15 protein-coding genes are annotated in these 14,470 nt (G+C 69.6%); 8 read left to right on the top strand and 7 right to left on the bottom strand.

The window, feature by feature from the left end:
• The first annotated feature begins 7 nt into the window (after positions 1–7).
• Both dnaK and OZ403_RS15375 read left to right on the top strand, forming a co-directional pair.
• On the top strand, positions 8–1,849 hold the full coding sequence (gene dnaK / locus OZ403_RS15370) for a molecular chaperone DnaK (protein ID WP_140798201.1): 1,842 nt from the start codon (positions 8–10) through the stop codon (positions 1,847–1,849).
• Positions 1,850–2,737, top strand: a complete 888-nt coding sequence (locus OZ403_RS15375; RefSeq protein WP_268784514.1) for a hypothetical protein — start codon at positions 1,850–1,852, stop codon at positions 2,735–2,737.
• Between the two features lie 3 nt (positions 2,738–2,740).
• Here the strand turns inward: OZ403_RS15375 and OZ403_RS15380 are convergent, their stop codons facing one another.
• From OZ403_RS15380 to OZ403_RS15400, 5 genes are read right to left on the bottom strand one after another with little or no spacing between them, the layout of a single operon-like run.
• Positions 2,741–3,220: an FAS1-like dehydratase domain-containing protein gene (locus OZ403_RS15380; RefSeq protein WP_140790698.1), complete on the bottom strand. Its 480-nt coding sequence runs from the start codon at positions 3,218–3,220 to the stop codon at positions 2,741–2,743.
• A gap of 5 nt (positions 3,221–3,225) precedes the next feature.
• Positions 3,226–3,621: a MaoC family dehydratase gene (locus OZ403_RS15385; protein WP_011553075.1), complete on the bottom strand. Its 396-nt coding sequence runs from the start codon at positions 3,619–3,621 to the stop codon at positions 3,226–3,228.
• Between the two features lie 39 nt (positions 3,622–3,660).
• On the bottom strand, positions 3,661–4,803 hold the full coding sequence (locus OZ403_RS15390; protein ID WP_174258781.1) for an SDR family oxidoreductase: 1,143 nt from the start codon (positions 4,801–4,803) through the stop codon (positions 3,661–3,663).
• Positions 4,804–4,826: 23 nt separating this feature from the next.
• Positions 4,827–5,423, bottom strand: coding sequence for a dephospho-CoA kinase (gene coaE / locus OZ403_RS15395; protein WP_140790702.1), 597 nt, complete (start codon positions 5,421–5,423; stop codon positions 4,827–4,829).
• Positions 5,424–5,433: 10 nt separating this feature from the next.
• Complete coding sequence (locus OZ403_RS15400) at positions 5,434–5,901, bottom strand: hypothetical protein (protein WP_090492922.1); 468 nt, start codon at positions 5,899–5,901, stop codon at positions 5,434–5,436.
• 163 nt (positions 5,902–6,064) lie between these two features.
• Here OZ403_RS15400 and OZ403_RS15405 point away from each other — a divergent pair, with 163 nt between their 5' ends.
• The 6 genes from OZ403_RS15405 to OZ403_RS15430 all read left to right on the top strand — a co-directional run bounded on the left by OZ403_RS15405 (position 6,065) and on the right by OZ403_RS15430 (position 12,244).
• The gene (locus OZ403_RS15405; protein WP_237078306.1) at positions 6,065–6,505 is read left to right on the top strand and encodes a cytochrome c family protein; all 441 of its coding nucleotides are present in this window, start codon (positions 6,065–6,067) and stop codon (positions 6,503–6,505) included.
• A gap of 4 nt (positions 6,506–6,509) precedes the next feature.
• Complete coding sequence (gene yihA, locus OZ403_RS15410; protein WP_268784515.1) at positions 6,510–7,130, top strand: ribosome biogenesis GTP-binding protein YihA/YsxC; 621 nt, start codon at positions 6,510–6,512, stop codon at positions 7,128–7,130.
• Positions 7,131–7,165: 35 nt separating this feature from the next.
• Positions 7,166–8,881 carry a DUF6178 family protein gene (locus OZ403_RS15415; RefSeq protein WP_268784516.1) on the top strand — a complete coding sequence of 572 codons (1,716 nt, stop codon included), beginning with the start codon at positions 7,166–7,168 and terminating at the stop codon, positions 8,879–8,881.
• Positions 8,882–9,031: 150 nt separating this feature from the next.
• A complete protein-coding gene (gene exoJ / locus OZ403_RS15420; RefSeq protein WP_140790710.1) occupies positions 9,032–10,312 on the top strand; it encodes a spore coat polysaccharide polymerase ExoJ in 1,281 nt (426 codons plus the stop codon).
• A complete protein-coding gene (exoK, locus tag OZ403_RS15425) occupies positions 10,302–11,456 on the top strand; it encodes a spore coat polysaccharide biosynthesis glycosyltransferase ExoK (RefSeq protein ID WP_140790712.1) in 1,155 nt (384 codons plus the stop codon). Before exoJ ends, exoK begins: the two co-directional genes overlap by 11 nt.
• A gap of 113 nt (positions 11,457–11,569) precedes the next feature.
• Complete coding sequence (locus OZ403_RS15430) at positions 11,570–12,244, top strand: DUF4097 family beta strand repeat-containing protein (RefSeq protein WP_268784517.1); 675 nt, start codon at positions 11,570–11,572, stop codon at positions 12,242–12,244.
• Positions 12,245–12,343: 99 nt separating this feature from the next.
• Here the strand turns inward: OZ403_RS15430 and OZ403_RS15435 are convergent, their stop codons facing one another.
• Positions 12,344–13,435 (bottom strand): quinone-dependent dihydroorotate dehydrogenase, encoded by a 1,092-nt coding sequence (locus OZ403_RS15435; RefSeq protein WP_140874713.1) that lies wholly within the window; start codon positions 13,433–13,435, stop codon positions 12,344–12,346.
• Positions 13,436–13,443: 8 nt separating this feature from the next.
• Positions 13,444–14,439, bottom strand: a complete 996-nt coding sequence (locus tag OZ403_RS15440; RefSeq protein ID WP_140790716.1) for an adenosine deaminase — start codon at positions 14,437–14,439, stop codon at positions 13,444–13,446.
• Positions 14,440–14,470 lie beyond the last annotated feature (31 nt).

Genomic DNA, 14,470 nt, shown 5'->3' on the forward strand with positions numbered 1-14,470 from the left:
GTTCCCCATGGCTGAGCCCGAACCCCTCATTGGCATCGACCTGGGAACGACGAACAGCATCGTCGCCACCGTCCAGGACGGCCAGCCCGTCGTCATCAAGAACCGCACGGGCCAGGGGCTCACGCCCTCCGTCGTGGCCATGGCGAAGAACGGCAAGCGGCTGGTGGGCAGCATCGCCAAGCGGCAGGCCATCACCAATCCGCAGGAGACGGTGTACGCGGCCAAGCGGCTCATCGGCCGGAAGTTCTCCTCGCACGAGGTGCAGGACTCGCTGCGCGCGCTGCCCTACGAGGTGGTGGCCGGGCAGCACGACGACTTGCGCATCTGCATGGGCGGCAAGGACCTGTCCGTCCCCGAAATCAGCGCCATGATTCTCCAGGAGCTGAAGGCGGACGCGGAGGCGCACTTCGGCCGGCCCGTCTCCAAGGCCGTCATCACGGTGCCGGCCTACTTCAACGACGCCCAACGCCAGGCCACCAAGGACGCGGGCCGCATCGCCGGGTTGGACGTGCTGCGCATCATCAACGAGCCCACGGCGGCGGCGCTGGCCTACGGCTTCGGCCGCACGGTGAACGGGCGCGTGGCGGTGCTGGACCTGGGTGGCGGCACCTTCGACGTGTCCGTGCTGGATATCTCCCAGGGCGTCTTCGACGTGGTGGGCACCGGCGGTGACACCTACCTGGGCGGCGAGGACTGGGACAACCGCATCATCGAGTGGCTCGTCTTCGGCTTCGCGAAGGAGCACGGCATCGACCTGCGCAAGGACCGCATGGCGTTGCAGCGGCTCAAGGACGCGGCGGAGAAGGCCAAGGTGGAGCTGTCCAGCGTGCGCGAGGCGGGGCTCAACCTGCCCTTCATCTGCACGCCGCCCGGCGGTGGTGCGGCGCTGCACCTGCAGGCCACGCTGAGCCGCGACAAGCTGGATGACCTGACGTCCGACCTGGCGGAGCGGGTGGTGGGACTCACCACCGAGGTGCTCGGCGAGGCGGGCGTGCGCGCCTCCGAGCTCAAGGAAGTCATCCTCGTGGGCGGCATGTCGCGCATGCCGAAAATCGTGGAGGCCGTGCGCGGCTACTTCCGCCGCGAGCCCTGCAAGGGCGTCCATCCGGACGAGGTGGTGGCGCTGGGCGCCGCGATTCAGGCCCACGCGCTGGTGCAGCCAGAGCACGAGCTGCTCTTGCTGGACGTGACGCCGCAGAGCCTGGGCGTGGCCATCGCCGGGGGCTCCGTGCGCCGGCTCATCCCGAAGAACACCACGGTGCCCACGTCGGCCACGGAGGTCTTCGCCACGTCGAAGGACCTCCAGCGCGTCGTGAAGATCATGGTGCTCCAGGGCGAGCACGACCTGGCGCACCAGAACGAGCTGCTGGGCGAGTTCGTCCTCACCGGCCTGCGGGAGGCGCCGCGGGGCCAGGTGGAGATCGACGTCACGTTCGACATCAACGCGGAGGGCATCGTCTCCGTGCACGCGAAGGACCGGGAGACGGGGCTTCGCCAGTCCATCACCGTCACCGCGTCCAGCGGCCTCACGGAGGAGGAGCTCCAGCGCATCATGGACGAGCAGCGCGGCTACCTCATCGCCGCGCGGGCGTCCGAGGAGCTGAAGACGCGGCGCGTGGAGCTGGACTCGCTGGCGCGCGACGTGGTGGACGCGCTGACGCGGGCGCGGCTGCTGCCGGGTGGGGGCGGTCTGGCGCCAGATGTGATGCCTCGCGCGGAGCAGGTGCTGGAGCACGCGCGCGCGGTCCGCGCGGGTGAGGATGTGGCGGCGCTGGGCCGCGCGTGTGAACTGCTCACGGGATGCCTGGCGCAGCTCAAGGGTCCGGCGCCCAGCGGCACGGGGCGGTAGATGAGCCGCCAGCGCGCGAACCAGCTCATCGAAGCAGGACTGTGGCTGCGCCTCAGTGGCGACACCCAGGGGGCGCAGCGTCTCTTCGAGCGCGCGCTGGAGCTGGATCCGACCAACACCCGCGCCCGGGAGTACCTGGCGGCCGCCGTGGGCGCGCCTTCGCGGGGCACGGCGACGCCGTTCGAGCGGCCTCCGGAGTTGGAGCCTTCGTTGGGGCGGCTGGCGCCCACCGACGCGGACCTGCCCGTCTCACCGGCGCTGGAAGGCGACTGGGGCGCATGGGCGGAAGGGCAGGGCGGCCCCGCGGAGGCCGGTGGCAGGTCGCCCCCGGTGCCCGTCGTCCTTCCGGAGGCGCTGGACGGCGGCACGCCGGCGGACGTGCTGGAGCTGCTGGCGCGCGACGTGGTCATCGAGTTCGACGAGCCCGTCAACCAGCCGAAGGGGGACACCGACGAGTACGGCATCCCCGAGGGCCACACCCAGGAGTTCGGTCTCCCCGCGGCGGAGAGCGAGCTGGACCTGCTTCTTCGCGGGGCCGAGGACCTGCTGGAGCTGGATGACCACTCCGGCGCGGTGGACCTGCTCTTCAAGGCGAAGGAGCTGGCGCCGTCGGACATCCGCGTGGAGTCGCTGCGCGCGCGCAGTGAGCGGATGCTGATGGCCCGGCTGGAGTCCAAGCTGGGCGACCTGGGCCGGGTGCCCGCGGTGCGCCTGCAGCCGGACGACATCATCTGGCTCAACCTGGACCACCGCGCCGGCTTCGTGCTGGCGCAGATTGATGGCTCAGTGAGCTACGAGGACCTCTTCTCGCTGTCGGGGATGACGCGCCTGGATACCGCGCGCATCCTCGTCCAGCTCATTGATGAAGGCGTCATCTCCGCGGGCTGACGGCTAGCCGCGGATGATGGCCGTCCACGTGCCCTTCACCACCAGGGTGCCGTGCTGGTTGCGCGACTCGCTGGTGACGATGACGAAGCCCATGCGGGCGCGCTCGTAGAGGTCCGCGATGCGGCCGGTGGTCGTCATCACGTCGCCGGGGCGCATGACGTCCAGGAACTCCAGGTCCTGTTCGCCATGCACCAGCATCTGCATGTTGATGTTCAGCGCGGGGTCCGCGATGGCGGCGCTGAAGGGGCGGATGGCGAAGACGACGGCGAAGCTGGGGAAGGCGATGAGGCCCCCGTGAGGCCCCGCCTTGGCGGTCTGCTCGTCGTAGAGGAGCGGGCTGACGTGCGCGGGGGGCTCGCCCGGCGTTCCGGCGCCCGGCTTCGCGCCGCCGACGGCGAGCGTGAACTCGCGCATCTTCTCCTCGCCCAGGGTGTAGCGGTACGGGCCGTACTCACGGCCGATGAATTGCTTGTCGAGGGCCATGGTCGTTACCCGATGAAGGCTTCGACGACGGCGCCCTTGAGGACGTCCTCGCCGCGCTGGTTGGTGGCGGAGACTTCCGCCGTGAGCCGCCCGTCCTGGACGGCGGTGACCCGGCCCTGGAAGGTAATCGTGTCCTCGGGCCGCACCGGGCGCGAGAAGCGCGCCTTCACGCGGCGGACCCGGCCCGGGTCCTCCACGAAACCGGCAATGGCTTCCACCACCCAGCCGAGGGTGCACAGCCCCTGGAGGATGTTGCCGTTGAGTCCGGCGGCGGAGCCCGCCTCCGGGTCGATGTGGATGGGGTTGTAATCCCCCGAAGCGCCCGCGTAGTAAATCGGCCGGTACCGGTCGCACTCGCGGACGTGCGTGAACGTGTCGCCTGGCTGGTAGGTGCGTGGCATGGGAACCGTGGATTTACCACGGCTGGCCGCCGCGCGTGTTCAGGGACGCTCCACGTCGGGTGCTGCGCCCTGATCCAACGGGTCGTCCTCGTCCGAGCCTTCACGGCGCTTGCGGTACTGGTCCCGCACGTAGGCCACGAGCTGATCCAGATAGGACGACAGGGGAGGGCACCGCACGCCGGTGCCGTCCAGCAGCTCCAGCGTGTTGTGGCAGTTGTAGATGGCCAGGTGGTTGACGTAGCTGATGGCGGCGCGCTGTGGGCGGGCCAGCTTCTCCAGCAGCGGAAGCCGCAGCATGACGTCTGCCGCCCGCGCGGAGAGGTTGAAGCGCGGCAGCTTCTTGTTCGACTTCTCCGCGATGAGCTCGTACACGCGGCGCGCGCTCATCGGGTTGGGGTCCACCAGGTGGAAGGTGTTGCCCTGGGCGCGCGGGTCCTTCGACAGGCGCCACACCGCCTCCACCACGTAGTCCACCGGCACCACGTTCAGCGGCGCCACGCCGTTGCCCGGCAGGGGCAGGGGCACCACCAGCGGCGAGGTGACCAGGAGGATGCCCAGGTAGTAGGGCCCCTCGAAGCGGTCGATTTCTCCCGTGCGGGAGTCGCCCACCACGCTGGAGGGCCGGAAGACGGTGATGGGCAGGGTGGCGCCCGCGCGCTGCACCAGCCGCTCCGCCTGGAACTTCGTCTCCTCGTAGGCGTTGCGGAAGCCTTGGCCCCGGTCCAGCTCGTCCTCGGCGATGACGCCCAGGCGGTCACCGGACACGTAGCAGGTGGAGAAGTAGTTGAAGCGCGTGAGCTTCCCGCAGTCCCGGGCCAGCTCCAGCATGTTGCGGGTGCCATCCACGTTCACCCGCCAGGCCGTCTCCTTGGCCACGCCCAGCTGGGCCACCGCCGCCAGGTGGAAGATGTCCGTCACCCGCTCGCACAGGCGCTGGTACTCCTCGCCCGACAGGCCCAGGTGCATGTCCACCACGTCGCCGGTGAGCAGCTCCACCTTGGCGCCCTTCACGCGGGCGGCGTGCTGCTGCGCTTCCTTGAACGACTTGGGCTGCACCAGCGCGTAGATGTGCCCCTTCGGGTCCTCGCGGGCGATGTGCTCCACCAGCCGCTTGCCGATGAACCCCGGGTAGCCGGTGAGGAAGTACGTTCCGGCCGTGGCCTTCTTGCGCGTCTCGCTCATGCGGCGCGCAGCATACCCGGCGCTCAGCCGCGCGCGAGCATGGCGCGCCACATCGCTTCAACCTGGGCGCGGGTGGAGGCCAGGTCCCCACTGTTGTCGATGACCCAGGTGGCATGGGCGCGCTTGTCGTCCAGGGGGAGCTGGGCGGCCAGCCGGGCGTCGGCGGCGTCGGAGTCCAGCCCGTCGCGCGACATCAGCCGGGCCTTCTGTAGCGCGCGGGGCACCCACACCACCGCCACGGCCTCCATCCAGGCGTGCATGCCGCTTTCGATGAGCAGGGGCACGTCATAGATGACGCGCGCCACGCCCCGTTCCTCCAGCGCCTGGAGCTTGTCCATGAAGGCCTGGCGCACCAGCGGGTGGGTGATGTCGTTGAGCGCGGCCCGCTCGGCGGGGTCCCCGAAGACGCGGGCGCCCAACTTCACCCGGTCCAGTCGGCCGTCCGGGCCCACCACGCCGGGGAAGCGCGCCGCCACCGCAGCCAGCCCAGGGGTGCCAGGTTCCACCACCTCGCGGGCAATCACGTCCGCGTCCAGCACCTCCGCGCCCAGCTCCCGCAGGACGCGCGTCACGGTGCTCTTCCCGGAGGCGATGCCCCCCGTCAGTCCGAAGACGTGCACGGGCGTGGCCCTACTTGGCGGCCTTCTGCGTGGTGAACGTCAACGACTGAACCGTCTTGCCGTCCTCGTTGAAGAAGATGGCCAGGCCCAGGCGGGGGTAGAGAAAGTAGGTGCGGAAGTCGTCCGTCAGCTTGCGCAGGTAGCAGGGCGTGGCGGGCGCGGCGCCGGAGGGGCAGGAGGGGCCGTAGCTGTTCTCCACCGTCTCCTTGTCGATGATGGGTCCGGGGAACACGTCGATGCGCTCCACCAGTTGCGTGTCCGGATCCACCTTGAACTGGGCCTGGGTGGTGCCCTTGATGGCCTCCTTGGCCAGGTAGGCGATGATCTCCTTGCCGTCCTGTTTGACGGTGCGCGAGGGCTCACCGAACTTCTTGATGATTTCGTCGCGCTTCGACACGCCCGGCTCGATGCCCTGCCAGGGCTTGGCGGCGGCGGGGACGGCGAAGGTGAGGACGGCGAGGACGGTCAGGATGCGCATACGGCTCCTCCCTGCTGGAACGGGCGGGCAAGGCTCTAGCAATCCCCTATGCCCGACGGAAGTTTCTGCCGGTCATTCAACCACGAGACGCCTTGCCCCGTCCGGGGGGCTCTGCTACTCCGGCTCCATGCGCGTTCCTGGCATCAGGATCCTCTCCCTTCTCGTGCTGGCCGCCGCTGGGGCGGCCGGGGGCGCCGACTTCGTAGGCCCGGACAGCTGCAAGGGCTGCCACCCCGAGGCCTACGACGCCTGGATGCAGTCGAAGCACGCCCGGGCGGAGAGTTCGCTCACCGAGCAGCAGAAGAAGGACGGGCGCTGCCTGTCCTGCCACTCGCCGGAGCAGGTCACCCAGGCGACGGTGAATGTCACCTGTGAGACGTGCCACGGCGGTGGGCAGTACTACTCGCCCGAGTACGTGATGAAGGACTCGGAGCTGGCGCGCCTGGTGGGCCTGGTGGACCCCTCTGAGAAGCAGTGCCGCTCCTGCCACGACGCTTCCTCGCCCTCCCTCCGGCCGTTCGACTTCAAGGAGTCGCTCAAGGCCATCGACCACTGGTCCGCCGAGCGCGCCCGCCGCGCCGCGGATCCGTCGGCCAAGAAATGATGTCGTGATCAAGGTCCTCGACGCACGCTTCGTCACCACCGCCGTGGAGCCCAAGGGCTACCCGACGGACCACATTGCGGAGGTGGCCTTCGTCGGCCGCTCCAACGTGGGCAAGTCTTCCATGATCAACGCGCTCACCGGCCGCAAGAAGCTGGTGCGCGTGTCCAACACGCCGGGGCGCACCCGGACACTGAACTTCTTCGACGTGGACCTGGAGCGCGACGGCGTCCGCCACCAGCTCCGCCTGGCCGACCTGCCGGGCTACGGCTTCGCCAAGGCCAGCAAGGCGGACAAGGCCCAGTGGGAGAAGATGATCACCACCTACCTGGAGAAGCGGCACCGCCTGGAGGCCGTGGTCAGCATCGTGGACGTGGAGGTGGGCCCCACGCCGGACGACCTCGCCACGCTCGACTATCTCCAGGCGCACAACCGCCGGGTGCTGGTGGTGGCCACCAAGGTGGACCGGCTCACCAAGGCCAAGCGCAAGCCTCGGCTGGTGGAGCTCTCCAAGCTGATGGACCTGCCGCTGGAGGTCATCCTCCCATTCTCCTCCACGGAGAAGCTGGGCGTGGACGAGGTCTGGGGCGCGCTGCTCGACACCTTCGGCAAGTCCACCCGCGTCTGAGGGCCGCCGGCATCATCCGGTAGCCGCCGCTCCCGGTGGGGTTCTGCTCCCGGGCCGGAGGGCGCTGTGGTAGGGACCGCGCCGTGTCCGAAAACGGCAAGGGAAATGGAAGCGACACGCAGCTGGCTCCCCGGGAGCTGCGTCAGCGGTTGATGAGGCTGTCCCCGCGTCAGCGGGTGGACGCCCTCCTGGATGTCGCGGAGGCCCGCGCGCTGGTGCGCTCGATGCCCGCCGAGGACCTCTACGTCACCATCCAGGAACTGGGGCTCGCGGATTCGACGGAGTTGGTGCAGCTCGCCTCGCCCGGCCAGTTCCGCGCCTTCGTGGACCTGGCCGGCTGGCGGCGGGACGCGCTGGACTCGCACGCCGTCCTCACCTGGCTGCGCGCCGCGCGGGGCGGGGTGGAGGACACGGGGGAGTTCCTGCGCAAGCTGCACGCGCTGGACCTGGAAGTGTTCGAAATCCTCCTGCGCGAGTTCATCGAGGTGCACGACCTGGAGGAGAACCCGGACGTCAACCCGCCGGGCGTGACGATGGAGACCCCGGAGGGGCGTTACCTCGTCGAAATCAAGGTGGAGGGCGTGGAGATGTCCGCCGTCCGCTCGCTCCTCAACGACCTCATCGCGGAGAACCCCTTCGAGGCCGTGCGCCTGTTGGAGGCCGTGCGCTGGGAGATTCCCAGTGAGTTGGAGGAGACGGCGTACCAGTTCCGCCGCGGCCGGCTCCAGGACATGGGCTTCCCGTCGCTGGAGGATGCGGTGTCCCTGTTCAGCCGCGTGGACGTGGCGCCCGCGCCCGTGTCCGCCGCCCGTCCGGGGTTGGCGCCCACCACGGGCCATGTGGACTACCTGGAGGCGGCCTTCCGCGGTCTGACGATGGTGGAGGCGGTGAACGCGGAGGATGAGCTGCGCGAGGTGGCCAGCGCCGCGCTGGTGGCGGACCTGGCGGACCCGGGGGATTTGGACGCCATCCGCCGCGCGAGCGAGACGGTGCGCGACTACCTGTCCCTGGCGCTCGAGCACCTGACGGGCGCGGACCCGGAGCGCGCCACGGACGTGCTGCGTGACACGCCCCTGCGGCGCATCTTCCAGACGGGCTTCTCGCTCACGCTTCAGCTCAAGTTCCGCGCGGACCGGCTGGCCAAGGCGCCGGGCGCCCTGGTCGAGGGTGTGCTGATGGTGCTTCCGGAGGAGGCGGCGGCCATCTCCGCGCTGCGCCAGAAGCGGCCCCGGCGGGCGCTGCGCGTGGAAGGCGCGGAGCCGGTGTCGTTCCGCTCCCGGCGCGAGCTGGCCGCCACCGAGGCGCTGCTGGGCCGCGCGGAGGCCCAGGTGCAGGTGTTCCGGGGTGTGCTGGGCGGCACCGAGGACTCGGCGCGTGAGGCCCTGGCTCGCTTCGGCGTGCCCCTGGAGACGCTGGGCCTGGAGCGCCTCCTGGCCGCGGTGGTGGCCATGGCGGTGCTGGAGGAGCGCGCGGACGCGCGTCCGGTGCCGCTGGGACGGGTGGTGGAGTTGGGGCAGCGCCTCTTCGAAGGTGCCCCGGAGGCGCCGCGCCTGCGCGCCTCCGCGGCCGAGCGCGCCCAGAAGGGCCTGGAGCCGGTGGTGGCGCCAGAGGCACATGCGGAGCTGCGCCGTCTGGTGACGCTGACCCTGTCGCGGCTGTTGGAGGAACTGGGCACGCCCTGGCTCCAGGACGGGCGGCTGGAGCCGGTGGCCTCGGCGGTTCTTCCGATGGAGAGCAGCCCCATCCCGTAGGAATTTCAGTCCGGGGCGGCCCGCACGTCCGGCGTGGCCGTCCCGTTCTAGAAGATTCAGGGCTTTGCCCAACGGGGCCCCTGGCATGTCCTCTGCTTTCGCCCAGGCACGCGTATTGGTGCGCGACGCAACTGCCGGGAGGTGGAGTGAATGGTGCTGGGAGAGCAGGGGCAGCGCCGTGACGTGTGGGCCTTCTATGCGCTGACCGCTTTCGCGGCGGTCATATACGCGGTGCCGGGGGAGTGGATCCCGGCGCTCGCACCGCTGCGCCTCGCGTTGGTGACGTCGGGGCTGGCGGCGGGACTCATGGTGATACGCCGGCTGGGGCGGGCGGAGCCGCTGTATGTGGACGGCTCGCGCGGTCTGGCGCTGATCGCCTTCTCCACGCTGGCGGTGGCGTCCGTCGGCTGGTCCGTGAATCCGGAGGTGACGACCACCACGGGCGTCGAGCTGCTGAAACTGACGGCCATCTACATCACCTTCGTCAACGTCATCACCACCGGCCGCCGGCTGGCGGTGGTGTGCGGGGCCCTGGTGCTGGCGTCGGTGGTGACGTCCATTGGGGCCATCAACTGGTATCTGGTGGGTGAGGACTTGGTGGAAGGCTTCCGCGCGCGCTGGGTGGGCGTCTACGCGGACCCGAACCACATGGCCATGAACCTGGCGCTGGTGGTGCCGCTGGCGGTGGCCTTCGTGGCGCGCAAGGGCAGCGGCTGGCTGTGGCGCCTGGCGTGTCTGACGGCGGCCATCCTGGCGGTGGCGGCCATCGTCGTCTCGCACTCGCGCGGCGGCTTCATCGGCCTTTCCGCGGCCATGGCGCTGTGGGCCATCCGCGAGAAGCGCCGCATCCAGGCCATTGTCGTGGGCTCGCTCTTCGTGATGGGCCTGCTCGTCTTCGCGCCGCAGAGCTTCTGGCAGCGCAACGAGACGGTGGCTGAGTTCCATGAGGACGCGTCCGCCATGGGCCGCGTCTACGCGTGGCAGGTGGCCAGCCGCATCAGCCTGGACAAGCCGCTGCTGGGCGTGGGCGCGGGCAGCTTCCGCTATGCGTGGCCCATGTACGCGCCTCCCGAGGCGCGCCGGGCGTACGTGGCCCACAACATCTTCCTGGACGTCATTGGCGAGCTGGGCTGGGTGGGCTTGCTGTTCTTCATGGTGTTCGCGGGTGGTGCCGCGGGCGGCGCCTTCGAGGCGTCGCGGGACAAGGAAGTGGGGTGGCTGGCGCGAGCCTTGTCCGCGTCAGTGGTGGGCTACCTCGTGTGTGACTTGTTCTCCGGCTACATCCTGTCCGCGCACTGCTACGTGCTCTTCGGCCTGGCGGCGGCGGCGCACCGGGTGGCGCGCGCGTCCGAGGCGGCGGACATGCAACGGGTTCCGGCTCCGAGCGAGCCGGTGGTGGCGACGTGGGAGGGGTCCGGACATGCGGCGTGAGGAGGCGCGGATGGGGCAGGAGCCCCTCCGCCTGGTTCAGTTCACCCGGTCTTTCCACATTGGAGGGACCGAGGTGCAGGTGCTGGAGCTGCTGCGGGGACTGCCGGCCAGCTACCGGTTGCAGGTGTCCGTGCTGGATGATTCGGGGCCGCTGATTGGCGCGGTGTGGAAGCTGGGTCACGCGCCCGCGGCCTTCCCGCTCAAGGGCTCCGTGGTGCAGCCGAACACGGCGTATCAGGTGTACCGCATGGCGCGCTGGCTCAAGGCGAACCGCGTGGAGCTGGTGCACGTGCATGACTTCTACTCCACGATGGTGGCCGTGCCGGCGGCGAAGCTCGCGGGCTCGAAGGTCATCGTGGGCCGGTTGGACCTGGCGCACTGGCAGGGGCGGGCGCGGCGCGCGGTGCAGTCTCAGCTGTGCCGCATTTCGGACCATGTGATTGGCAACGCGGAGGCCATCCGCCACCAGCTCATTACCGAGGAGGGCCTGCCGGCCTCTCGTGTGTCCGTCATCCACAACGGCTTGGACTTGCCGCGCTTCGAGTCCCGCAGGCGCGAAGGGCTGCGCGGCCCGCTCCCCGACACGGGGGACGCGCCGGTGGTGGTCCACGTGGCCAACATGAATCATCCGGTGAAGCGGCAGGAGGACCTGCTGCTCGCGGTGGCGCAGCTGCGCCATGCCGGCATCACGCTGCACGCCTTCCTGGTGGGAGATGGTCCGCGCCGGCCGGGCCTGGAGAAGCTGGCCGGTGAGCTGGGCGTGTCCGATACCGTGCACTTCCTGCGGCACCGCACGGACGTGCCCGCCATCTACGCCCGGGCGACCTTCGGCGTCCTCTGCTCCACCGCGGAGGGCATGTCCAACGCGGTGATGGAGGGCATGGCCGCGGGGCTGCCCATGGTGGTGACGCGCGTGGGTGGAAACACCGACCTGGTTCGCGATGGCGAACGCGGCCTCGTGGTGGACCCCGAGCGTCCCGCTCAGCTGGCCCAGGCCTTCCGTCAGCTTCTCGCGAATCCCGAGAAGGCGAGAAGCATGGGGCATGCGGCGCGGGACTTCGTGGCGCGCGAGCTCTCCCTGGAGAAGATGGTCCGGCGCCATGACGCGCTGTACCAGCGGATTGCCCGGGGCGCGGACGCCTGAGGCATGTCAGAGCGGTGTGGATACTGCGTCTCCACCGGGCGCAATGAGGGCGGGGCTGGGGCGTAGGGAAGGGTGCATCCCACACCTTCCGGAGCCCGCACATGGTCCTGCCCTTGCTGCTCATCCTCGCCGCCGCGCCGTCCACCCAGACGTGGACGTTCAACACGGACGGTACGCCTGAAGTTCACATCGGCAATGTTGATGGCGCGGTGCGCGTAGATGCGGTAGACGGGAATGACGTGGTAATCACGGTTGTTTGGGAAGGCGCGGAGAATTCCCGGAACGAAGTGGACGTGGAAGTCGTCCAAGAAAAGGGCGTCATCCGGGCGCGGGTTTGTTGCGGTCCGTGTGAACAAGAAACGCGGTCCTGCCGTCGGAGCGGGCCCGCGGTGAGGTTCACGGCGAAGGTGCCACGGCGGGCGCGTTTGGATTTGGCGACGGTGGGCGGTCCGGTGACGGTGGCGGGCGTGACGGGGCGGCAGACGCTGGCGACGGTCAACGGCAGTGTGGAGGTGAACGGTTCAGAGGAGCGGTTGGATGTCAGCACGGTGAACGGCACCGTGGCATTGGCACCGCGGAAGGTCGTGACTACTTCTGTGTCCTCGGTGGGTGGGGATGTCCGGCTGAAGCTGCCGGCCCAGGCGGATGTGAGGTTGGAATTCAATACTGTCGGTGGTCGTTTCAACGACAGTCCCGCGAGGTTGGGCGGCCGCGAGCAGACGTATGGCTCGGGCACCCATGCGGTGGATGTCAGCACGGTCGGCGGCTCGCTCACCGTGCAGCAATAGCTTTCGAGGCCCGTCAAGCACTGGGCCCGGGGCGCTCGCCGGTGAAACTCCAAGGCGCCGGCGAGCGCTCATTTTTTGTCCGCGAATTGATGCGATGCGTTAGTTGAGGGCGCCGGGCTTCCGGTGCTCGGCGCCGATGACGTCGCGGACCTGCTTATAGCCGTCGTGGGCGAGCAGGGTGGCCAGGGCGGGGAGGATGTGTCCCACCATGCCCGGCCCCTCGTAGATGAAGCCCGTGTACACCTGCACCACCGACGCGCCCGCGCGCAGCTTCTCGTAGACGTCCTGGGCGGTGAAGACGCCACCCACGCCGATGATGGGCAGCGCGCCCCCGCTGCGCAGCCAGGCACGGCGGATGACGGCGTTGGCGGGCTCGCGAACGGGCGCGCCGGACAGGCCGCCCGCTTCCTTCGCCAGGGGATGCTCGAAGGGCCGGGCCACGGTGGTGTTGGTGGCGATGAGGCCGGCGAGCTTCTGCGCCCGCGCGACATCCACCACCTCGTCCACGGCCTCGGGGGACAAATCCGGGGCAATCTTGAGGAACAGCGGCTTGCCCGGGGCCACGGTGGCCAGGCGCTCCTGCACCGCGCCCAAAAGCTGTCCCAACTGTTCGGGCTCCTGGAGCTTGCGCAGGCCCGGCGTGTTGGGGGACGAGGCGTTGACCACCACGTAGTCACCCAGGGGCGCCAGCGCGTCCACGCAGGCCACGTAGTCATCCACCGCCTGCTCCAGCGGCGTGTCCTTGTTCTTGCCGATGTTCACGCCCAGCGGCCCCGGGCGCCACGTCTGCATGCGCAGCCGCGCGGCGGCCCGGTCGGCGCCGTGGTTGTTGAAGCCCATGCGGTTGATGACCGCGCGGTGCTCCGGCAGGCGGAACAGGCGAGGGCTGGGGTTGCCGGGCTGGGGCCGGGGCGTGAGGGTGCCAATCTCCACCGCGGAGAAGCCGCAGGCGAAGAGGCCGTCCACGGCCTCCGCGTCCTTGTCCAGGCCGGCGGCCAGCGCCACGGGGTGGGCGAAGCGCAGGCCGGCCACCTCGACGGCCAGGCCGGGCGGGGCGCCCTCCAGGGCCTTCTCGCGCAGGGACTCGCACAAGTCCCGTGAGCGGCCCAGGTAATGGAGCCCCGCCATGCCGAGCCGGTGCGCGCGCTCCGCGGAGAGCTGGAAGAGGAGCGAGCGGGTGAGTCCGTACATGGCGTGGCTCACGCGGGAATGAACGAGGCCTCACGGGCCCAGGCGAGCGTCTGATCCACCTGCTCGGGCGTGAGGATGCCGTTCTGCTCGATGATGTCGATCTCCCGCCGCATGTCCGTCTCCAGCAGGTAGGGGCCGTCGGTGTTGATGGTGAACTTCACCTTGCGGTCCCAGAAGGTGCGGACGATGTGGCGCAGCTCCTCCACGCCCTCCACGGCCTTGGTGTGCAGGTTGGACGTAGGGCACAGCTCCAGGACGATGTCGCGCTCGCGCAGCACCTTCATCGCGTGCTCGTCGTAGGCGGCGCGGATGCCGTGGCCGATGCGGTGCGGCTGGAGCTTCTCCACCACGGCCATGACGCCCTCGGCGCCCGTGCCGCGCGTCTCACCGGTGTGCACCGTGCACTTGAGCCCGGCGCGGCGGGCGCGCGAGAAGAGCTCCTCGTACTGGGTGACGACCTCCGGCTTCAGCTCCATGGCGTTCGTCTCCGTGCCGGCCAGGTCGATGCCGTACACGCCGCGCGTGCGGTACTTGATGGCCTTGTCCACGATGATGCTGTTGAGCCGGTGGTCGAACTCGCGGGCCAGGCAGAAGATGAGGCCCATCTTCACGCCGTACTCCAGCACCGCGCGGTCCATGCCGCGCAGGGCGGCGTGGATGATGTGGTCCAGGTCCAGCTCGGAGTTCAGGTTGCGCTTCATCGGGTTGAAGCGCAGCTCCATCTGCGTCACGCGGCTGCCGCGGTACTCCTTGCCGATGACCTCGTAGACGGAGCGCTCGATCGCGCTGGGGGACGACTGGATCTTCTCCGTCCAGGTGTGGAGGATTTTCAGGTAGTCGTCCAGGCTTCCCACCTTGCCCGGACGGGAGGTGATGAGCTCCACGAAGTCGAAGTAGTTCTTCACCGGGAGCTTGAAGCCCTGCTGGTGGGCGATGGACCAGAGGATGTGGGGCGCCACAGCGCCACCCACGTGGATATGCAGGTCGATCAGATCGCGTGCCATGGCGGCATGTATGCACAGTGCCGGGCGCGCG

It is taken from the genome of Myxococcus sp. NMCA1 (assembly GCF_026810205.1).
Taxonomy (GTDB): Bacteria; Myxococcota; Myxococcia; order Myxococcales; family Myxococcaceae; genus Myxococcus; species Myxococcus xanthus_A.